Origin of the sequence: Alkalitalea saponilacus (assembly GCF_900168165.1) — a bacterium.
Lineage (GTDB): Bacteria > Bacteroidota > Bacteroidia > Bacteroidales > Marinilabiliaceae > Natronoflexus > Natronoflexus saponilacus.
This window is the reverse complement of the sequence record NZ_FUYV01000004.1, coordinates 77618-99131: the sequence shown is the minus strand read 5'-3', so window position 1 is coordinate 99131 and position 21514 is coordinate 77618. Positions and strand designations below refer to the sequence as shown.

16 protein-coding genes and 2 pseudogenes are annotated in these 21514 nt (G+C 37.9%); 13 read left to right on the top strand and 5 right to left on the bottom strand.

Translation table 11 applies throughout. The features are described from left to right. Nucleotide 1: 1 nt before the first annotated feature. From B5X70_RS04830 to B5X70_RS04810, 5 genes are all read left to right on the top strand, one after another. Complete coding sequence (locus tag B5X70_RS04830; protein ID WP_079556753.1) at nt 2–658, top strand: response regulator; 657 nt, start codon at nt 2–4, stop codon at nt 656–658. A gap of 425 nt (nt 659–1083) precedes the next feature. Then, on the top strand, nt 1084–1350 hold the full coding sequence (locus tag B5X70_RS04825; RefSeq protein ID WP_079556752.1) for a hypothetical protein: 267 nt from the start codon (nt 1084–1086) through the stop codon (nt 1348–1350). Between the two features lie 221 nt (nt 1351–1571). After that, nucleotides 1572–3737 (top strand): YCF48-related protein, encoded by a 2166-nt coding sequence (locus B5X70_RS04820; protein ID WP_079556751.1) that lies wholly within the window; start codon nt 1572–1574, stop codon nt 3735–3737. 25 nt (nt 3738–3762) lie between these two features. Then, complete coding sequence (locus tag B5X70_RS04815; RefSeq protein WP_079556750.1) at nt 3763–5541, top strand: fibronectin type III domain-containing protein; 1779 nt, start codon at nt 3763–3765, stop codon at nt 5539–5541. 125 nt (nt 5542–5666) lie between these two features. Then, nucleotides 5667–8162 (top strand): BspA family leucine-rich repeat surface protein, encoded by a 2496-nt coding sequence (locus tag B5X70_RS04810; RefSeq protein ID WP_079556749.1) that lies wholly within the window; start codon nt 5667–5669, stop codon nt 8160–8162. 278 nt (nt 8163–8440) lie between these two features. On the opposite strand, the gene B5X70_RS18495 is transcribed toward B5X70_RS04810, so the two are convergent. The 3 genes from B5X70_RS18495 to B5X70_RS04800 all read right to left on the bottom strand — a co-directional run bounded on the left by B5X70_RS18495 (nt 8441) and on the right by B5X70_RS04800 (nt 11996). Then, entirely contained in the window at nt 8441–8569 is a 129-nt protein-coding gene (locus tag B5X70_RS18495) for a hypothetical protein (RefSeq protein WP_262481300.1), read from the bottom strand. A 133-nt stretch (nt 8570–8702) separates the two neighbouring features. After that, entirely contained in the window at nt 8703–10382 is a 1680-nt protein-coding gene (ilvD, locus tag B5X70_RS04805) for a dihydroxy-acid dehydratase (protein WP_079556748.1), read from the bottom strand. A 201-nt stretch (nt 10383–10583) separates the two neighbouring features. Continuing rightward, nucleotides 10584–11996 (bottom strand): sensor histidine kinase, encoded by a 1413-nt coding sequence (locus B5X70_RS04800; RefSeq protein ID WP_079556747.1) that lies wholly within the window; start codon nt 11994–11996, stop codon nt 10584–10586. 325 nt (nt 11997–12321) lie between these two features. Here B5X70_RS04800 and B5X70_RS04795 point away from each other — a divergent pair, with 325 nt between their 5' ends. Continuing rightward, complete coding sequence (locus B5X70_RS04795; protein WP_079556746.1) at nt 12322–12879, top strand: DUF2867 domain-containing protein; 558 nt, start codon at nt 12322–12324, stop codon at nt 12877–12879. A gap of 50 nt (nt 12880–12929) precedes the next feature. Here the strand turns inward: B5X70_RS04795 and B5X70_RS04790 are convergent, their stop codons facing one another. After that, complete coding sequence (locus tag B5X70_RS04790; RefSeq protein WP_079556745.1) at nt 12930–14366, bottom strand: NADP-dependent isocitrate dehydrogenase; 1437 nt, start codon at nt 14364–14366, stop codon at nt 12930–12932. Between the two features lie 180 nt (nt 14367–14546). Here B5X70_RS04790 and B5X70_RS18560 point away from each other — a divergent pair. The 4 genes and pseudogenes from B5X70_RS18560 to B5X70_RS04775 form a co-directional block, all read left to right on the top strand. Continuing rightward, nucleotides 14547–14681: pseudogene (locus B5X70_RS18560) on the top strand (hypothetical protein); the annotation flags it as partial. Between the two features lie 48 nt (nt 14682–14729). After that, nucleotides 14730–14966 (top strand): annotated as a pseudogene (locus tag B5X70_RS18155) (LysR substrate-binding domain-containing protein); the annotation flags it as partial. Nucleotides 14967–15143: 177 nt separating this feature from the next. Beyond that, nucleotides 15144–15845: a DUF6250 domain-containing protein gene (locus B5X70_RS04780; protein ID WP_079556744.1), complete on the top strand. Its 702-nt coding sequence runs from the start codon at nt 15144–15146 to the stop codon at nt 15843–15845. 89 nt (nt 15846–15934) lie between these two features. Continuing rightward, a complete protein-coding gene (locus tag B5X70_RS04775; protein ID WP_088328795.1) occupies nt 15935–18631 on the top strand; it encodes an exo-rhamnogalacturonan lyase family protein in 2697 nt (898 codons plus the stop codon). Between the two features lie 116 nt (nt 18632–18747). On the opposite strand, the gene B5X70_RS18275 is transcribed toward B5X70_RS04775, so the two are convergent. Then, nucleotides 18748–18837 (bottom strand): isocitrate/isopropylmalate family dehydrogenase, encoded by a 90-nt coding sequence (locus B5X70_RS18275; RefSeq protein ID WP_234995072.1) that lies wholly within the window; start codon nt 18835–18837, stop codon nt 18748–18750. A 92-nt stretch (nt 18838–18929) separates the two neighbouring features. On the opposite strand from B5X70_RS18275, the gene B5X70_RS04770 reads away from it, so the two are divergent. The 3 genes from B5X70_RS04770 to B5X70_RS04760 all read left to right on the top strand — a co-directional run bounded on the left by B5X70_RS04770 (nt 18930) and on the right by B5X70_RS04760 (nt 21226). Next, nucleotides 18930–19853 carry a LysR family transcriptional regulator gene (locus B5X70_RS04770; protein ID WP_079556742.1) on the top strand — a complete coding sequence of 308 codons (924 nt, stop codon included), beginning with the start codon at nt 18930–18932 and terminating at the stop codon, nt 19851–19853. Between the two features lie 96 nt (nt 19854–19949). Further along, nucleotides 19950–20432, top strand: a complete 483-nt coding sequence (locus B5X70_RS04765) for a hypothetical protein (protein WP_079556741.1) — start codon at nt 19950–19952, stop codon at nt 20430–20432. After that, nucleotides 20429–21226 (top strand): SDR family oxidoreductase, encoded by a 798-nt coding sequence (locus B5X70_RS04760; RefSeq protein ID WP_079556740.1) that lies wholly within the window; start codon nt 20429–20431, stop codon nt 21224–21226. Before B5X70_RS04765 ends, B5X70_RS04760 begins: the two co-directional genes overlap by 4 nt. Nucleotides 21227–21514: the final 288 nt, after the last annotated feature.

Here is a 21514-nt window from a genome sequence, read left to right as displayed (position 1 = left end):
CATGATCAATACCAAAAAGATAATCATTGTTGATGATCACAAAATTGTAAGAGACGGCATCCGGGCCATGTTGTTGTGCAACAAATCATTTTCTGTGGTTGGTGATTTGGCCTCAGGAAAAGAACTTTTTCAACAACTCAATTCATTAACTCCCGATATTGTGATACTGGATATTGGAATGCCAGAAATGAACGGTGTTGAGATTACCGGGAAGCTGAACAGGGAATACCCCGCCGTCAAAGTTTTAATATTGAGTGCCAATGCAAGTGAAGACTGGATCGTTTCAGCCATAAAAGCCGGTGCTGTAGGATTTTTACCCAAGGAATGCTCAAGCGGAGAACTCATCAAAGCCCTCCGTCATATTTCCCGGGGTGAAAATTATTATGGAGAATCCATTGCCTCCATTATTTATCGGAGTTATGTCAATATTCTTCGAGATAAAGAATCCCCAAAAAGAACAGAAGAACTGACTGAACGGGAATCAGACGTTCTCAAAGCGTTTTCCGAAGGACTGAGCTTTAAAGAAATTGCAGACAAACTATGCATCTCTCCCAGAACAGTGGAATCCCATAAAATTAACATCCTCAACAAACTTGAACTAAAGAACACCATTGAAATGGTGAAATATGCCATTAAAAACGGAATTATAGATTTGTAACTCCCCTCTCACAACAAAAAGGAAGCATTCATTTCTACAAGTTATATCTCTTGCCCAAAGAGGTTGTCTCGTAAGTCATATTTCCGCCACTCAATTACAATGGCTCCATGTTTCACTAAGTAAATATCTGATTGACATTATGCGCTTTGTGCTTCTTTGTGCCCCAAAGTCTTTGTAACATTTTCTAACGTTTACTACTTTTTTAGACAAGCTCTTCGCTGAGCCGGACAGTTTATTCCACCCCTTGTTAGGACTCATGTTTTATCATAACAAAAACAGAGACCAACCAAATACGGGATTTCACCTACTTCATCCGGGATTTCACCTATCTGAATTTCCGTATATCAACCGATTGATATGACTTGCCATTAGGTCTTAGCTTTGTGTTATACATAAAATGGTTTATCTGACTATCAGTTCGTAAAATGAAAAAGCCTTATTTAAAAACAATCATTGCAACCGTCAGAAAACTAAATGAGCAGGCAGAAGAATACCGGAAAAATGGAAAGCTCATAAAAGCCTCCAATCTGACATTAAAAGTTGATGAATTGCTGGCTGCATGGCAAAAAAAAAGACCTGCCAGCAAAATTTTACAAAAGATCGGAATGAAAAATGAGATATGCCGAAACAGAATAATTCACGACATGATAAAAAGCATCCATTTAGAACACAATATTCATAAAAAACCATGAATAATGCATACAGATAATCATTATCAATCCATCTGAGATTTTACTTCTAAACTAAAAACAATTATGAAAACACTGCAAAATCTATTACTGGTCACTCTTATCATATGGTTTGCATTGCCCGCCACATCCAAAATCTGCGGAGTAAGAGATGTAAGGATAAACCTGCCAAACAAATACGAATCATAACCCATTATGTCTGACTTTCATAAACATCTACTAAAATGAAAAAACTTATACTTATCGCAGCAATTCTTTGCCACATTTTGCCGGCAAATGCACAGTGGCAATGGATAAACCCTATGCCACCAGAAACTCATTACAAATCTGTAGCACATGTTACTGAACAAACATATGTTACGATGGGGGAAAGTTTAATCTTAAAAACTCAAGATGGAGGAAGATCATGGATGCAGACAGCACATCCTTCTGTTACAAATTTAAATAAAGTATTATTTCTAAATACTGAAACCGGCTTTGTGGTGGGTGATGACGGATTGCTTTTAAAATCCTCTGATGGAGGCAACAGCTGGCAGGAAATGAATACGGGTACCGAGTCCACCTTTTGGGATATTTTCTTTGTAAATGAGCAATTGGGCTTTATAGCCGCTAATGGAGGAAGGGTGTTTAAAACCACAGATGGTGGCGAAAACTGGTCGCTTCAGGAAGTGCCGGATGTATGGCAACATCTTAGGTTAATTAAGTTCTTCGACGAAAACACAGGCTATGTTGCCAGCATGCATGGACTGTTTGCCAAAACCACAAACGGAGGCGAAGACTGGGAAGTAATTGAGGAGGAGCTTAGTTTTTATTATATCAACGATATGCACCTTATTGATGCTCAAACCATATTGCTGGCATCTTATGGAGGTATATTCAAAAGCAGTGATGGAGGTGTAAATTGGGAAGAAAAGTTAGCTCCTGATGATGAAGAAATGGCCAATTTCTCTTTTGTAAGCGAAACAACGGGGTATGTACTTGGGCATCTGTCGCGCATCTATAAAACTGTTGACGGGGGAGAATCGTGGACCAACACCAACCTGTTGCCTGACTATTTCTTGTGCCATTTAAGTTCCTGTGAAAAAGCCATAGCTTTCGAAAATGAAAATCATGGGATACTGGTAGGTTTCGAAAATATTACCCAGCTTGATATGCAATCTAATACCTATAATAGTCATACTCAAAGCATAACAACCCATGACATCAAAGGTGCTGTCTTTATTAATGATACTACCATTGTGGCTGTCGGAAACAACAGTCTTTTAGCACGGTCAAATACCAACGGAAGAACATGGACTGTGCAAACCTTTAACCCCCCGGGACAATACGAAGGAGTTCATTTTATTGATGAAAATACCGGTTTTGCAGTAGGGAATTCTTACTCAGAGGAAAATTGGGGCCACAGGATCGTTAAAACAGATGATGGAGGCAATAGCTGGAGATCGGTATTATTTTCTACTTCTGAAGAATCAAATAATTTTAGAGAAAGATTAAGGGGTATTCATTTTCCCAATGCCAACACAGGATATGCTGTGGGTTCTGGTGGAGTAATATACAAAACCACCAATGGGGGTGAAGACTGGGTTTCAAAGGAATCCGGTGTTAGTGTTCAGCTGAATTCGGTATTTTTTACCGATGCCAATACCGGTTACGCCTGTGGAAGCAGCGGTACAATTGTCCAAACCAAAAATGGCGGTGATACATGGACAATAGCGAATACTCCAACTACCGACGGTATGTTTGCCATATCTTTTATCAATAACTCTATAGGTTTTGCTGCAGTAAGAGGGTGGGGAATGGTAAAAACAATTAATGCGGGAGAAAATTGGATCTGGATATCCTTGCCCGGTTCTCCCAACAGGATTATGCGTGATATGGTTTTCATTTCTGAACAAGTTGGTTATCTCGCCGGAAGTGATTATATGTTTACTACCCATGATGGAGGCGAAAGCTGGGAGCTCAACCCACTGCCGGGATCTCCCAGTATAAGCGGCTTAGCTGCAAGAAATGGAAATACAGTTGTAGCAGTGGGTTTTAATGGAACTATACTCAGGAAATATACCGGACCGGAGGAAACCCCGCTTGATGAGGATGATGACCAGGAACCACCAACATCTATCGAATTTCTAAACAGAGATGTCAATACTTTCCGGGTATATCCCAATCCTTTTGATAACCATATAATCATTAAAGGAAGATTTGAGCATAGCTCAACCGTTACAGTGTATATCTACGACATTCATGGCCGCCTTATATATCAAACAGAGCATAACACTTTTGGAGAAGAAACCTTCTATATAAACACACAAAGCATCTCAAATGGAATTTATTTATTGCGATTGACCAATAATCAAAACACACAAAATTTCAAAATTATCAAAAACAAATAATTTTTTTACCCAAAACTTAAATATTATGAAAAATAAAACTACAAAGCCATTGTTTTATGCATTTCTGTTCATGTTCTTTACCACAAACTCCTTTGCAGGCAAAAGCCTTGATACACCTGTTATAAGTCTGGATGCTGAGACGCTAGGCGTGAATGAATTCAGGATTAGCTGGGATGCCGTGGAAGGTGCAACCTATTACAAAATATGGGTTAGCGATTATAAGGAAGATTCTCAGACTTCGTATCTGCCTCTATACAACGGTAAGATAATCACATCAAACAACGCCTGGGTTATTAACCTTAATCATGAAAAAACATATGAGTGTTTTATTATGGCGTATAACGACAATGATAAATCTGCCAACTCAAATTATGTACAAGTTACGACCAAAGAACCCAATGTTGATCCACCCGTTTTGGAAGAAGCAACCAATATAACCGGGACAAGTTTTGACGTAAGCTGGAGTAGCATTGCGGGAAAGAATGTATATTACCAGCTTCTTGTTTCCGATGATGACTTCCTAACGCTTGTTCCTGGGTTTGACCTTGAATTCAGGCTTGTAACCAACATCACTGTGTCGGGTTTAAAACCCCTGACCACCTATAAATTTAAGGTAAAAGCAAAAGCATTGGATAACGAGTCTACATTCTCTCAAACACGGGAAGTCACTACCAAATTAACCCCTCCTGTTGCCTTGGCAGCCTCACCTGTAAAACACGACCAATTCACCGCAAACTGGACAAGTGTCGTCAATGCAACCGGCTACAAACTCTGGGTGGTAGATTCCAATCATCAACCTGTAGATGGCTTTTATCCCGCAATAGTAAACGATACCTTCAAAACTGTTACAGGGCTTAATCCTGAAGCAACTTACACATACTCGGTTATGTCGGTTGCAGGCGATCTGAGCTCAACACAATCAAACATTATTGAGGTTACTACGATTAATGAAAACATGCCGCAACCTCCTGTGGCTTTGGAAGCCACACATGCATCCGGAGGTTGGTTCCTGATTAACTGGGAAGAAGTGGAGAATGCTGACCATTATAAGGTATATATCTCAACGGATAATTTCGCAAGCCATGTTCCGGATTATGATGGTTTTGTTGTTTATGGAGATGCTTTCCCGTTTGAGAACCTTAATTACCTTTTCGACGATGCTAGCCCTGCGACCGCCTATCAATACAGGCTAACTTCGGTGGCTAATGGTTACGAGTCGTTATTCTCAAATACGATTGAAGCATCCACAACCCCTATGCCTGAAATCCCTGCACCACCTTTAGCACTAGGTGCCATCGAAGTTACTGAGAATGGATTTACTGCACGCTGGGAAGAAGTTGATAACGGCATATTTTATAGAATCTATGTGTCTGATGATAATTTTGACACATACATTAGTGGCCAATGGGGAACAGCCTGGTGGACGCTCTCCCTCGAAATTGATGGTCTGGAATCGGGCACAACCTATCAATACAAAATCAAGGCTTGCAATGATTCCGGCCGTTCTGATTATTCAAATGTAATTGAAGTAACAACCCTTGCTACCGGCACTTCCATCAATAATATTACTGATTTAAACATCTCAATCTACCCCAACCCGGCGCAAAACCAAATAAACATTTCCGGTTTGGATAAAAACAGCACCCTCGAGATATTCTCCATCACAGGAGCAAAAATGATGAGCTTAGATAACCAGTCAGGTAATGTAAACCTTAATGTTTCAAACCTGGAGAATGGAATTTATATCATAAAAATCAATTCTAAAAAAGGGTTTGTGAGCAGGAAAATATTTATCAAGAAATAACTGGGCGGATAGTACGCCTCTGTGTGCTCTGTGCATTCCTCTGCGAGACTCTTTCTTAAATCACAGCATAATGCACAGGGCTTCACAGTAAACCAATAACATTTGCAAACCTTAAACACAAAAAAATGAAAAACTTACTAATTATACTACTGGCTTTTTCTGTTAACCTGGTTTTCGGACAGAAAGAAAGCACATTTAACTTTGTAATAGAAACTACCGAAGACAAAACCCAATACAAATTTGTGGTTGATAATGCTGTTGATTTAGAGGTTGACTGGGGCAATGGAAGCTCCGATACCTATAATGGAACTGATTCACCCATCCACGATTTTGGCGAAGCGGGCTTATGGACAATTAAAGTAAGTGGCGAGGCAAGCCGTATTAGCTTCCGGACCGGTTGGAACTGTGAGTATGCTGAAATGCTCAGAGACATTTTAACATCCGTCTCGGATGGCATTACCGGTATCACCAGTGCATGGAATATGTTCAGGGGAACAACTGTGGAAAGTTTTACCGCAGCAGACTTTTTTGACGATGCTTCTGCCAATGTTACTGATATGAGAGGTATGTTTCAAGACTCAGATTTCAATCAAGACATTGGAGGATGGGATGTTAGCAATGTTACTGATATGACAGAATTATTTAGGGGAACCTCTTTCAATAGGGATATTAGCAATTGGGATGTTAGCAATGTTACTAGCATGGGCGGTATGTTTCGGCATTCCGAATTCAATCAAGATATTGGAGTATGGGACGTTAGCAATGTTACAAATATGAACGGTATGTTTAGCCACACTGATTTCAACCATGACATAGGCTCTTGGGACGTAAGCAATGTTACAAATATGTCTGATATGTTTCACAATTCAGACTTTAATCAAGAAATTGATGGTTGGGATGTTAGCAATGTTACAACTATGAGATATATGTTTGCTTATTCAGAATTCAATAGTTCAATAGCAAGCTGGGATGTGAGCAGTGTTACCAACATGCTTTGGATGTTTGGCTATTCTGCTTTCAATCTAGACATTGGCGATTGGGATGTGGGCAATGTTATTAACATGAGCAGTATGTTTCGAAATTCAGACTTCAATCAAGACATTGGCGATTGGGATGTGAGCAATGTTACGGATATGAGTAATATGTTTCGAAATTCAGATTTCAATCAGGATATTGGCGGATGGGGTGTGGGCAATGTTACTAATATGCTTGTTATGTTTGGTGGTTCGAATTTCAATCAGGATATTGGCAACTGGGATGTTAGTAAGGTTATTAATATGTTAGAATTATTTGATGGAACTCCTTTCAACAAGGATATTAGCAGTTGGGATGTGAGCAATGTTACTAATATGATGCGTATGTTCCGAAATTCTGAATTCAATCAGGATATTGGAGGATGGGACGTTAGCAGTGTTACAAACATGCAGGAAATGTTTAGTGGCTCTGAATTTAATCAGGATATAGGCAGTTGGGATGTGAGCAATGTTAATAATATGATGTATATGTTTTGGGGTTCAGATTTCAATCAGGACATTAGCGGTTGGGATGTGAGCAATGTTACAACTATGAGTGACATGTTTGCTTATTCTGATTTCAACCAAGATATAGGGGGTTGGAATGTTAGTAGCGTTACAAATATGCAGGGAATGTTTTATCTCTCCGATTTTAACCAGGACATTAGCAACTGGGATGTTTCTAATGTGGAAAATTTTAGTTCTTTTCTATCAGTGTCAGAACTTTCAACCGAAAACTATAATAAGCTGCTAATAAAATGGTCGGAACTAGACCTACAACAAGGAATCAACTTTAGTGGGGGTAACAGCAAATATGACCTGGGCTTGCCCCAGGAAAAAAGGCAGTTTATTATTGATGAGTTTGGCTGGACGTTCAATGATGATGGCAACACCGGAAATGAAGTGTTCCTGCTTACCCTTTATGCCAACCCAAAATATGCCGGCGAAGTTGAAGGCGAAGGATTGTACTATTCAGACGATAATGTTGATGTTAAAGCGTTTGCTAATATGGGTTATGAATTTGCTAACTGGACTGATAATGATAGTGAAGAAGTGGACACAGAGGCAGAATTTGTATTTGTCATGCCGGCAGAAGCAGTAAGCCTTACCGCCAACTTTTCCCATATTGATTACCAACTTACCGTAAATATTAATCCTGAAGGCGCAGGCAGTGTTTCCGGGGAAGGCGCTTATATCATGAACCAGGAGGTTACATTAGCAGCCACAGCAAATGAAGGCTATGGGTTTATTAATTGGACAGATGGCGAAAATATTCTATCCGATGATGAAACTTACTTTTTTACAATGCCCGCTGAGGTTGTTACTATTACCGCTAATTTTTCAGAAACTACATCCATTACGGAAGCGGATTACGCTAACCCCGTAAAAATCTACCCCAACCCGGCGCAAAACCATATTAATATTTCCGGTTTGGATAAAAACAGCACCATTGAGATATTCTCAATCACAGGAGCAAAAATGATGCGTTTGGAAAACCAGTCCGGAAATGTAAATCTTAATGTTTCAAACTTGGAGAATGATATTTACATCATTAGAATCAGCTCAGAGAAAGGAGTTTTGAGCAGAAATATCTTTATAAACAAATAACCCTTAGATATTCTAAATACAGGCGAATCTATGTGCATTTCCCCAGTAATTTAATTGGAAACACATAGTTTCGCCCCTTGATTATCCTCTCTTTTGTTTATTCATTACTCCTACCTCAAAAGTAAGTTCCCATAACAAAAATCGACCATGGGGAAAGAACCATTAAAAACCTGGAATTAAAAGGTTTGATTAAAGCACATCTTGAATATTACCAACATTGGCGTTTTCACTGGCTAAATTGTATATCAGATTGGTATTATCCAGATATATTTATCAACTTATCCAAGTCCTTTAATACCTCCGGTTGAATTCCTCAGTTGTGCAATCATCCCTGCTTCTTCTATAAAAAGGCAATAATCAGCAATATTATTCCGGCTGACTGATAGTGCTGTAGCTATTTTTGTCATATTAGGTTAAAATGGAACACTTTGCGCTATAATTGACGAAAGCTGTTTCAGTTTCCCTCCGGCAGCCATATTCATAACGGCATACAAAGGAATATCTGTCTCCATTGTTTAATTGTTTAATTGATAAACCAACCTACCCATCCGTTACACACCCATCCGATGCAGAACTTACAGAACGACGAAACTTCTTGAGAATCCCTATAAGTTCCAAACCTTCTGTGCGTTTCCATCTTTTACGTCTTTCGGCAATCTCTTCTTCTGAGAGATTTACAGAGATACTATTTTTAGTGATATCTATTGTTATCAAATCTCCATTTTTCAAAAGGCCTATCACGCCTCCTTCGTATGCTTCAGGAGTTATGTGGCCAACAACGAAACCATGAGAACCGCCGGAAAATCGTCCATCGGTAATCAGTGCCACATCTTTACCTAGTCCGGCTCCCATTACAGCACCAGTAGGTTTGAGCATTTCAGGCATTCCCGGGCCACCTTTTGGTCCACAGTTACGAATAACTATCACTTCACCCGGCTTAACTTCATTTTTAATTCCCTCAATGGCTGCTGATTCATTGTCATAAACTCTGGCAGGGCCTTCAAAACGCAAGCCTTCCTTACCGGTGATTTTGGCCACGGCACCTTTCTCTGCCAGATTTCCGTATAAAATCTGTAAATGACCAGTTTTTTTTAACGGATTGCTAACGGGTCTTATAATATTCTGATCGGCAGGAAATTCGGGCACTGCGTCAAGATTTTCGCTAAGTGTTTTTCCGGTAACCGTCATACACGAGCCATCTAACAACCCCTCTTTTAATAAAAACTTCATTACACCCGGGATTCCACCAATGTCATGCAAATCCTCCATAAGATACTTTCCGCTTGGTTTTAAATCTGCCAGATAAGGAACCCTGTCGCTGATCGTCTGGAAATCATCGATGCTCAAAGGAACCTCGACAGCTTTTGCCATGGCAATAAGATGAATTACGGCATTGGTAGAGCCTCCTAAAGCCATTATTAGTGAAATGGCATTTTCAAAAGCTTTTCGGGTCATGATATCACGTGGTTTCAGATCCAATTCAAGAACCACTCGTATTGCTTTTGCGATGCGTTCAGCCTCGCTGAATTTTTGTGGACTCACCGCAGGGTTCGAAGAGGAGTAAGGCAAACTCATTCCCATACATTCAATGGCCGCGGCCATTGAATTTGCAGTATACATTCCACCACAGGCACCTGCTCCGGGGATACTATGTTTGATTATCCCTTTATAGTCGAAATCGGAAATATTTCCCCGCAAACGCTCTCCATATGCTTCAAAGGCAGATACAATATTCAAATCCTGGCCTTTCCATTGACCTTTTTTTACCGTTCCTCCATACATCATAATAGCTGGCCGATTGAGTCGTCCTAATGCAATCATCGCTCCTGGCATATTTTTATCACACCCCACAATAGGCACAACAGCATCGTAAAATTGAGCACTCACTACAATTTCAATGGAATCGGCAATCAAATCTCTGGACGGCAATGAATACATCATACCGGTGGTACCATTGGTTATGCCGTCACTCACTCCAATTGTATGAAATATAAGTCCGTATAAATCCTCTTGTCGATCGACCTCCTTCTTAACACTCGTTGCCAAATCGTTCAAATGCATGTTACAGGGATTCCCTTGAAATCCGGTACTCACAATTCCAACCTGTGCTTTTTTCTGGTCGTTTTCATCCATGCCTATGGCGTAGAGCATTGCCTGAGCAGCGGGTAAACTATCGTCTTGAGTTATTATGCGGCTGAATTTATTAAGCTTTTCTGCCATGATTAATGTTTTAGTTGTTGTTTACTTATATAGGTAAGACTAATTTACCCTTCCTGATTTTACAAATCATAAGTTTTCACCAGAAATCAGGAAAGGTTTACCAATCTGTTAGTAAACAAACAAATTGAAAATTTTGTTGTAGCGAAAGCAAGACAATTCTGAAGAAAGAAAAATAATATCATATTGGCATCAATAACTTCATTAATTAAGAGGGAAAAAACATTGAAAAACACTTCCTTCTCCAGGTTTACTTTTAACACAGATTATTCCATTATGAATATCAATGAATTCTTTACATAATAGTAAGCCCAATCCGGTTCCTGCTTCATTTTCGGTTCCCTTGGTAGAAGTATTATCTGATATTCTAAACAAGCCTGATAACTGGGATTTATTCATGCCAATACCATTATCAGCTACCGAAAGCAGAACTTTCTCATCACTTTCTTTTTGAATCAATTGAGCTGATATTTCAATTTTCCCGTTTTTTTGTGTGTACTTTATTGCATTTGATATCAAGTTTCGAACAATGGTTTCAAACATATTTTCATCAGCAAACATTACAAAGCCACAGGGTATTGTATTTTTAAAAGAGATTGACTTCTTTTCAGCCATTTGATGCAATAATCTTAGTTCCTTCTCTACTTTCTCATATGGTCTAAAATGTATTGGTTTGAAGACAATTGTATTACTCTGAGCTCTGGCCCAATCCAGCAAATTTTCCAACAAACCATGAGTGTGTTTAATGCTTTCATTAATTGTTTGAATGCATTCTACTTTATTCTTTTCATCAAGTTCGTTTTTCAACATCAGTAAATCCGAGAGGCCCCATATGGTGCTGATTGGGTTCTTTAAATCGTGGGCTATAATGCCAAGAAACTTATCTTTAGCTTGATTCAATTTTTCAAGCTCTTGGTTTTTCTTTTCAATTTCTTCTTTAATCTGAAAAGATTCTACTGCTTTTTTCTCAAGCAGGTCATTGGCCAATAAGGTTTCGTCGTACAAAGTCTTAGTTCTTGACCGCTCCAGGTTTAATAGTTTATTGGATTTAAAAAGCCTGAATCTTAGTCTGTATTGCATTCTATTTATGATAAACCCGACAGCGATTATTGGATATATATCGGCCAAAACAATAAATTCCTTGCTGGAAGGTTGATGAATAAAAATAAGAATCAGCGAAAAAACAGTGATTGGAAATGCATAAATGAAAGCCGTTAATCTGTCGCTCTGTTTTATGTCCAGAGAAATTAAGAAAATCACCAATATGGTTCCTGTTACACTTGGAGCTAATCCATCGTCATGCAAGTGAATGAGACACTTTCCATACATCATCAGCTGAAGTGCCAAATAAATTGACACATATATATAACTCTTAAATTTGTAGTATTTATGTTTGGATATCAGGTGAGTAATTAATAGAATAACAATCAATGATAAAGGAAGCAGACGTGTAGTTACAGCCAAAGGGTTTTGCCTGACGTTCCAATCGGAATAAATGTAAAAGGTTAAAATCAATATACCAAGTGAAAGAACCAGAGTTAGATTTTTCAAAAAAACTCGTCCCAAATATCTTTCAAAATCTTCCTTAAAGTATCTTTGATCTGCTTTATTATTCATTATCCAGAATGTCGATATTTTATTGGTTTCGCTTCCCAACCAAGTCTATAAAAGTTAAATTAATGAATAATAAATCACTAAAAAACCATTTCATATGATGATAAATTAGTATTTAATATTTCGTAAAGTTAAAATAAATATTTCCCAAAAAAACCTCAACATTAGTCCGCAAATTCTCTTCTATTAATTGAAATTGGGTGTTTCATAAAGTTATGATTTTTTTTGGATCAGCAAATTAAGTTATTCACTTTCATACCGCCAAATATGATAATTAAATTGCCAAAGAATGAGTATCTTTAAAAAACTATTAATATAAATCACTGGAATGATTACAATTACAAAACAGAACAAAATTCCTAAAGCTTCAATTTTGAACAAAATTGAAGAACCTTTTAATTACATTGATAGTTTTTGTGGTTTTATCACTACAAATGGAAAGAAAATCAACAAGGTAGATTTTCTTAATCAATTCAAGAACAGTGGTCCTAGATGGGGCGATCAATTGTTGGTTCTTAGAGATAAAATTGTGGGGATATTTGGCTTAAAAACATCGAATAAGACAACAAATGCGACTAAGCAATTAGATAAGACTGAATATTTGATTGGAGAACAAATAGGTATTTTTAAATTATTCGACCAGTCAGAAAATGAATATATACTAGGAGAAAACGACAAACATTTAAATTTCAGAGTTTCCTTATTGACTGAAAATGGAGGCAATGGAAATAACAAAACAAAATTAACCATTACCACTGCAGTAAAATTCAACAACATTTTTGGAAACATCTATTTTTTCCCCGTTAAACCCATTCACAAACTATTGGTTCGGGCTTCCCTAAAAAAGACCATTCAACAATTAGAAAGAGAGATATTGAATAATTAGCTTGATGTTATAAGTCCACCAGCCTCAAATGAGGCTGGTGGCATTAATATTTATTGACCCTGTCCCAATGAAAAAGCAGGCTTCCCTTCAAAAGCATACAAATTTTCAGTTTTTATAACATCAATATCATTATCAACAGCAGTTTGCATTAGTTGAATGATATCCTGTTTGGAAATATTTTTTTCATCTATATGCTTGAATCTGCATCGCCAATGATCGGTGCAAAAAGTTTCAGAAAAACCATCGGGGAAGACTTTAATTCCGCGATTGGTTATCATACTTAATTGCACAGAAGGGGTGTTAACTTTTTTAAGAATGTCTGCCAGATCATCGGAGCTGGAACCGTTCCAGTGAACAAACAGATCGACACCCAAAAGTTCCTTTTTCTGGGCAGGTTTCCTCTGATACTTTGGAAGGTTAAGGGCTGCATTTCCGGATAAACTGACAGCGGGTAATTGCGATGGTTTTTGACCAAGATTGCTGATCACTGCATCTGCAAATTCCTTTGTCCCCACTTTTTCTCGACTGGTACCTTCTTTAAAAATGTCGTAAGTATGTATTCCATCCTCGATGGTTTTAAGCCACGCGTTCTGAACTTTCTCGGCTACTTCAACCTGGCCAATGTGAACCAGCATGAGTACAGCTCCTTGCAACAAACCAGAAGGATTGGCCATATTTTGTCCTGCTCTTCTCGGAGCGGAACCATGTATGGCTTCGAACATGGCACACTCCTCTCCTATGTTTGCTGAGCCGGCCAAACCAACAGAACCGGCTATTTGAGCAGCGACATCACTCAAAACATCACCGTACAAGTTGGGCATCACAATGACATCGAAAGCCTCCGGAGTATCAGCCATTTTTGCAGCACCAATATCAATGATCCAATGTTCATTTTCTATGGTGGGATAATCTTTTGCTATTTCATCAAACACCTGGTGAAACAAACCGTCGGTTTGTTTCATTATGTTGTCTTTGGTGAAACATGTTACTTTTTTCCGACCATATTGTTTTGCATATTCAAATGCATAACGAACAATTTTCTCACATCCGGGACGACTAATCAACTTCAAGCATTGCACAACTTCATCGGTTTGCTGATGCTCAATACCGGCATAAAGATCCTCTTCATTCTCACGTACAATTACAATGTTCATTTGTGGATGTTTGGTTTTCACAAATGGATGCAAACTGATACAAGGACGAATGTTGGCATACAATCCTAAAAATTTTCTGGTGGTAACATTCAGACTTTTATATCCTCCCCCCTGTGGAGTAGTGATGGGAGCTTTCAGAAATATTTTATTTCTGCGAATGATGTCCCACGACTCTTTTGCAATACCGGCAGTATTGCCGGCCAGATAGACCTTTTCTCCAACCTCAATTTCATCCACGTCAATTTTTGCTCCGGCAGCTTTTATGATTGCTAGTGTAGCATCCATTATTTCGGGGCCAATGCCATCCCCTTTTGCAACTGTTATTCTGGTCATTTTTATAAAATTTTGAATTAAGCAAACACAAATTGAGAAAATTTATTCATAAGTTTTTATTTAAATTTACAATACAATACATAAAGAATATTTATGAACTACACACTTAATCAATTACGGATTTATCAGAAAGTGGTGCAAACAAACAGCATCACAAAAGCTGCATAAGAGTTATATTTCACCCAACCGGCAGTCTCAATTCAACTAAAAAACTTTCAGGAACAGTTCGAAGTGCCATTGATTGAAATTATAAACCGGAGGATTTTTGTGACTGATTTTGGGAAAGAGATAGCCACTGCTGCGGAAAAAATATGAAAAGAGAATATTTGAAAACATGCCACTTATTTACCGCGAACAAGGCACGTTATGGAAAAATTCATTTTTGAAAACAACCTGCCCATCACAAAACAGATGGAACTTACCACCAATGAAGCTGTAAAACAAGCAGTCATTGCAGGATTAGGCTATTCTATTACGCCCCTGATTGGTATAAAAAAAGAACTACAGAATCGACAACTACAAATCATTCCGGTGAAAGGATTCCCGATAATTTCAACATGGTATTTAATCTGGAAAAAAGATAAAAAGCTTACATCGTAAGCTTCAGCCTATTTAAATATATCGAAAAAGAGAAGGATAATAATATAATAAATTAATTTAACTGGTTTGAAATATATTAATTAATAAAACCAAACTTGTTATGACATGTTTTTGTGAATTATCATTAAAAACTTCTTTGATTTTTGTATTTTGCGTTAAATACAAAATGCCTTTATCATGAAACAAGTAAGTACAATTTTATCAATACTGTTAATTATCGCCCTTTCATCCTGTGGCGGATCTTCCTCTTCAGTTAATATAACAAAGGAATTAATATTCAGCGACGATTTTTCAAATGGCCTGAATAAAATGAAATGGGTGGTTGAAATCGACTCCACGCCACAATCAAGGGTTTATGTTGAAAATGGTCAACTTATTACCGATACAGAGGGAGGTGTAACAGTTTGGCTCAACAAAGAACTGAGTGGAAACTACATCATTGAATACCAGAGAACCGTAATGGTTGAAGATGGAATAAACGACCGTTTATCTGATCTGAATCAATTTTGGATGGCATCTGATCCAAATAATGAAAACCTCTTCACCCGATCTGGGAAATTTGAGGAATATGATGATTTATCTCAATATTATGTTGGAGTTGGAGGAAACTATAACACCACAACCAGATTCAGAAAGTATGATGGGTATGGCGAAAGGATAATTATTGAAGAAAAAAATGAACCACCCTATTTACTTGAAGCAAATACCACATATAATGTGAAAATTAAAGTAAATAATGGTAACATATCATTTTGGATGAATGATCTGTGCTATTTTGAGTATGAGGACTCGGAACCACTCACCAGTGGATATTTTGGTTTTCGGTCAACATGGTCACGACACCACATTGATTTTATAAATATTTATAAAATCCACTAGTTTCTGAAAAACTTGTTAGCCCAATTTAATAAATCATTCACTTGGAACTTCTTTCATTAAAGACGATGTACCAAACACCTCATATTACAATGAAAAAAAATAAACTTTTGCCTGTGTGGATCTTATCCATCATCCTAACCAACTTCAATATTGGATTTGCAGAAAACCCTAATAAAAGAGCCAACATAAATTGGCTTGATCAGTCTGCTCCATCTCACTTTTCAGGTACAACCTTTGGTGTACCTTGGGAGCGCGGGTTAATTGAACCAGACCTGACCTTTAAACTAATGAGTGATGAACATACATCTCTTGATGTTCAAACCTGGCCATTCGCATTCTGGCCAGATGGTTCAGTTAAGTGGACTGCAGTAGCAGTTAGCCCCCACGACCATTTGCCTGAAAGCCTAAAGTTAATTGAGGATTTAAATCCGATATACAAGAACTCTCTTAAAGTAATTGAAGATAAAAAATCAATAACCATTAAAACCGGAATAGTGGAAGTTACCATTAACAAATCCGGATCAAACATTTTTGAGTCCATATCTCGCGAAGGTGTGATATCTGCAAAAAATGGACATTTGGTGGTTTTGCACCAAAACACACCTGAATTAAGTCCGGAATTCGCAGTTGTAACAACCCATTTTACGGGACAAATCAAAGATGTGTTATTGGAGCAAGACGGACCGATACGATCTGTTGTAAAACTATCAGGTATTCATCAATCGGATAATAATACTCAGCTCATGCCTTTTTCAGTTCGTTTGTATTTTTATGCGGGATCAGAAAATATTAGAATTATGCACTCCATTACATATGATGGAGATGAAGAGAAAGATTTTATTCGTGGTATCGGAGTTCGTTTTGATGTTCCCATGCACAATGCACAAATGCACGATCGGCACATCCGTTTTTCTGGAGAGAATGATGGTATTTTTGCAGAAGCAGTTAAAGGGTTGACAGGATTACGCCGTGATCCCGGACCGGAAATTATTTCAGCTCAATTGGAGGGCCGGATGACACCTGCTGTTGAAGAGTTTCCTGAAAGAGTGCGTCGTGGCTTACCTTATATTCCGACTTTTGGTGATTATACCCTATTTCAATCTTCCGCAAATGCATTCAGAATAAGAAAAAGAACTGCACCGGGTCATGCATGGCTAAATGCAGGTAATGGTTCTCGCTCCTCCGGAGCTGGTTTTGTAGGTTCACCCTTGGGAGGTGTGGGATTTGGAATTAGGAATTTTTGGCAATCTTATCCTGCTCAAATCGATATACGAAAGGCAAATACCGACAACGCGCAAGTTACTTTGTGGTTATGGGCACCTGAATCAGATCCTATGGATCTGCGATTTTATCACGACGGAATGGGTATGGATACATACGAGAAACAATGGGAAGGTCTTGAGATCATTTATGAGGATTATGAACCAGGTTTTGGTCGTCCCATAGGTGTCGCCAGAACCAGTGAACTGGATTTATGGGTTCCGGGTAAAACTCCCCCAAGAGAAAAATTTGCTAGTTACGCTGCCTCCGTTGCCAAGCCGCCTATATTGATAGCCGATCTTCAACATATCCATGATGCAGGAGTTTTTGGTGGTTTATGGACTGTAAAAGATTCATCTGACACAGATCCAATTAGAAATCAAGTTACCGACAAGTTAGATTGGCTATTTGATTATTATAAGAAAAGCGTGGATATGCATAATTGGTATGGTTTCTGGGATTATGGTGATTTTATGCACACCTACGATTATGACCGCCATGTGTGGAGATATGATGTTGGTGGGTATGCCTGGGACAATTCAGAACTTGCTACAGATATTTGGTTATGGTACTATTTTCTCCATTCCGGCAGAGCGGATGCATTTAGGATGGCTGAGGCCATGACACGTCACACCGGAGAAGTTGATGTTCATCACATTGGATCATTTGCGCCACTAGGCTCCCGGCATAATGTCCTACATTGGGGGTGCAGTGCCAAACAATTAAGAATCAGCACGGTTGCTAACAGGCGATATTATTACTATCTCACAGCCGATGAACGTGTAGGAGACTTAATGGATGCTCAGATTGAGGCTCATCGGTCACTTCACGATGTGCCCCCACTTCGAAAAAGAGTTGATGTTGATTTAAGTGATCCCTCCAAAGTATTGTTAAGTTTTGGAACAGACTGGGGATCAATCGTGTCAGCCTGGCTAACCGATTGGGAGCGCAATAAGAACAAAGCATCATACAACAGAATTCGCAATGGAATGAAATCAATAGCCGCCCAACCTCAGGGCTTCTTTACCGGTGTTGGTATGATGGATGTTGAGTCAGGAGCTTTTGAAATCTCCGAGAGCGATCAAATTGTTGTTTCCCATTTAAATGCCGTTTTTGGTCTGGTTGAAATTGTTGCTGAACTTATTGACCTGATTGACATTCCTGAATTTGAAGAAGCATGGTTGCAGTATTGCAAACTTTATAATGCTTCCGATGAAGAGCAATATGCGGTATTGGGAACAGTCTCGCGCAACAGAGGCCTTAGGCAAGGACATTCTCGATTAACAGCTTATGCTTCAATGAAAAAATCAGATAAAGAATTGGCTTTACGCGCCTGGGAAGAATTCATACTTAATGATGCTGAAAGATCTTTAAAAATACCTAAGACTGTTGAAATTAAATCGCTTTATTCTTTAAATCCAATAATTGAAGCACCTGATATTTCTACTAATTATGCGGCTCAATGGGGACTTGCTGCTATGCAGATTTTACGGCTTATAGATGTTAACAAGAATGCTGTAAAGTAATACTTGCATATTCCGGAGCAATTCGGACAGTCATTTCGTTTAATTGCGGACAGTCATTTCGGAGTATTGCCGGCCAGATAAACCTTTTCTCCAACCTCGATTTCATCCACTTCAATTTATGCTCCGGCAGCCTTTATGATTGCTAGTGTAGCATCCATTATTTCGGGGCCAATGCCATCCCCTTTTGCAACTGCTATTCTGGTCATTTTTAAATATTTTGAATTAAACAAACACAAATTGAGAAAAATTATTCATAAATTATTATTCAAACTTGCAATACTATACATAAATAATATTTATGAACTACACACTTAATCAATTACGGATATACCAGAAAGTGGTGCAAACAAACAGCATCACAAAAGCTGCAGAAGAGTTGCATCTCACCCAACCGGCAGTTTCAATTCAATTGAAAAACTTTCAGGAACAGTTCGAAGTGCCATTGATTGAAATTATAAACCGGAGGATTTTTGTGACTGATTTTGGGAAAGAGATTGCCTCCGCCGCAGAAAAAATTTTATCTGAAGTGCACGCCATAAACTATATGATGCAAGCACATAAAGGGTTGCTTACCGGAAAATTGAAATTTTCAATTGTTTCCACAGCAAAATACGTAGCACCATTTTTTATTGTCGATTTTATTAAACAACATCAGAGCGTAGAACTATTGCTGGATGTAAAAAACAAGGCACAGGTTATGAATAGCCTGGAAAGAAATGCTGTTGATTTTTCATTGGTAAGTGTTTTACCAACCAACCTAAACATTGAAAAAATGGGATTAATGCAAAATAAACTTTTTGTGGTAGGAAATACCGATGAACCGTTCACCAAGAAAAAATATGACAAAAGAATATTTGAAAACATGCCACTTATATACCGCGAACAAGGTTCTGGAACAAGGCACGTTATGGAAAATTTCATTTTGGAAAACAACCTTCCCGTCACAAAAAAAATGGAACTTACCACCAATGAAGCTGTAAAGCAGGCAGTCATTGCCGGGTTGGGCTATTCTATTATGCCCCTGATTGGTATAAAAAACGAACTACTGAATCGACAGCTACAAATCATTCCGGTGGAAGGATTCCCGATAATTTCCACATGGTATTTAATATGGTTAAAAGATAAAAAGCTTACACCATTAGCTTCAGCCTATTTAAAATATATCGAAAAAGAGAAGGATAATATTATAAAAAATAAATTTAACTGGTTTGAAGAGTACTAAACATAACTTCAACAAAAATACTTTATCTTTATTCTTAGTATCAGGCATTTTAAATTACAGTTTATCAATCGCCTTTTGTCGTATAAAAACAAACAAATGGAGCTACAAATCAACCTTTTGAAAAATAAAAAGTCAAGAACCAGAATCTTTTATGGGATAATCCTTGTACTCTTTTCAATTTCATTTTTAATTATTAAACCACTTAAAGATGGCCACATCAGCACCTTTGATTGGGTATATGTTATAGTATTTATGCTACTGGGCATTGGCCATCTGATTGAAGGGTATGGATTTTCATTTTCCACATTTTTAAATAGAGAAGCATTTGTTCATATTGGAGATTCCGGCTTAAAAATTAAGAAAGATGCGTTTTCCAAAGAAAAAGAAATTGAATGGAATCATGTTAAAACAATTGAATACAAATCGGCTCAATATAAAATAGGTATGAATAATAACGAAATCATACATATAGATATCCCCACAGATGATTATCATCGGGTTCAGATTATTAAGGAATCTGTAAATCATTATGCAGAAAAAAATGAAATTCAAATAATATATCCTAACACAAATTCATGAATAAAAAAAGAGTTGCATTAGTAACAGGTGTAAGTAGAATTAAAGGTATTGGGAAAGCCATATGTATTGAATTGGCCAAACAAGGAATAGACATTTTTTTCACCTACTGGCGACAATATGACAAATCCATGCCATGGGGGATTAGTGATAATGAACCGGAAATGATTAAAGATGAAATATCAGATCTGGGTGTTCATTGTAAGCACTATGAAGCTGATTTAATGAATGAATCAAGTATCGAACTGATATTTAAAATAATAAAAGAAAACTTTGGTTCGGCTTCTATTTTAATAAATAATGCTACCTACAGCACGCAAACAGATATTAAAAACATTACATCGGAGAATCTGGATAACCATTACATGGTTAACCTAAAAGCACCACTTCTGCTAACACAAAAATTTGTAGAGCAATATGATGGAAATGCCCATGGACGAATTATAAACATCACATCAGGCCAAAGTTTGAGTGCAATGAGCAACGAAATAGCCTACGCAGTTACTAAGGGAGGAATAGAAACATTTACTAAAACCATGCAGCATGAACTTGGTTTTATGAACATCACAATAAATGCAGTCAATCCTGGCTTAACTGATTCCGGGTGGATAAACTCCGGTTTGTTAGACCAAAAGCAAACCGAGATTTTTCGAAAAAGATTTCCTCAAGGAAGATTTGGCCTGCCTGCTGATGCAGCTAAACTGGTTGGATTTCTTGTAAATGAAGATGCCGATTGGATAACAGGCCAAATTATTCATTCAGAAGGGGGATTTATAAGAGAAAGTTATGAGTATTAAACGTAACATTGTTTATATTTGAAAAGGCAGAGTCAAAATATGCACACAAATACTATCTCAACGCACAGCTTAACTATGGATTAACTAAATAATTTCCAGATGAAGCGAGTTCTGAGGCTTCGGGATGGAACAAGCAATTATAAACAGATGAAACGCCCATGAGTGAGCAACTCACAACAAGAAGATGAAAATAGCACCTCATGGATGTTCCATTTGGCCAATGACTTAAACAAATTATTTTCAAATGAAACGCCCATGAGTGGGAAACTCACAACAAGAAAATGAAAA

What these genes read in the sequence shown, in the direction of transcription:
- B5X70_RS04830 (WP_079556753.1), top strand. Translation starts at nt 2, where the DNA reads ATGATCAATACCAAAAAGATAATCATTGTTGATGATCACAAAATTGTA.
- B5X70_RS04825 (WP_079556752.1), top strand. Translation starts at nt 1,084, where the DNA reads ATGAAAAAGCCTTATTTAAAAACAATCATTGCAACCGTCAGAAAACTA.
- B5X70_RS04820 (WP_079556751.1), top strand. Translation starts at nt 1,572, where the DNA reads ATGAAAAAACTTATACTTATCGCAGCAATTCTTTGCCACATTTTGCCG.
- B5X70_RS04815 (WP_079556750.1), top strand. Translation starts at nt 3,763, where the DNA reads ATGAAAAATAAAACTACAAAGCCATTGTTTTATGCATTTCTGTTCATG.
- B5X70_RS04810 (WP_079556749.1), top strand. Translation starts at nt 5,667, where the DNA reads ATGAAAAACTTACTAATTATACTACTGGCTTTTTCTGTTAACCTGGTT.
- B5X70_RS18495 (WP_262481300.1), bottom strand. Translation starts at nt 8,569, where the DNA reads ATGACAAAAATAGCTACAGCACTATCAGTCAGCCGGAATAATATTGCT.
- ilvD (WP_079556748.1), bottom strand. Translation starts at nt 10,382, where the DNA reads ATGGCAGAAAAGCTTAATAAATTCAGCCGCATAATAACTCAAGACGAT.
- B5X70_RS04800 (WP_079556747.1), bottom strand. Translation starts at nt 11,996, where the DNA reads ATGAATAATAAAGCAGATCAAAGATACTTTAAGGAAGATTTTGAAAGA.
- B5X70_RS04795 (WP_079556746.1), top strand. Translation starts at nt 12,322, where the DNA reads ATGATTACAATTACAAAACAGAACAAAATTCCTAAAGCTTCAATTTTG.
- B5X70_RS04790 (WP_079556745.1), bottom strand. Translation starts at nt 14,366, where the DNA reads ATGACCAGAATAACAGTTGCAAAAGGGGATGGCATTGGCCCCGAAATA.
- B5X70_RS04780 (WP_079556744.1), top strand. Translation starts at nt 15,144, where the DNA reads ATGAAACAAGTAAGTACAATTTTATCAATACTGTTAATTATCGCCCTT.
- B5X70_RS04775 (WP_088328795.1), top strand. Translation starts at nt 15,935, where the DNA reads ATGAAAAAAAATAAACTTTTGCCTGTGTGGATCTTATCCATCATCCTA.
- B5X70_RS18275 (WP_234995072.1), bottom strand. Translation starts at nt 18,837, where the DNA reads ATGACCAGAATAGCAGTTGCAAAAGGGGATGGCATTGGCCCCGAAATA.
- B5X70_RS04770 (WP_079556742.1), top strand. Translation starts at nt 18,930, where the DNA reads ATGAACTACACACTTAATCAATTACGGATATACCAGAAAGTGGTGCAA.
- B5X70_RS04765 (WP_079556741.1), top strand. Translation starts at nt 19,950, where the DNA reads ATGGAGCTACAAATCAACCTTTTGAAAAATAAAAAGTCAAGAACCAGA.
- B5X70_RS04760 (WP_079556740.1), top strand. Translation starts at nt 20,429, where the DNA reads ATGAATAAAAAAAGAGTTGCATTAGTAACAGGTGTAAGTAGAATTAAA.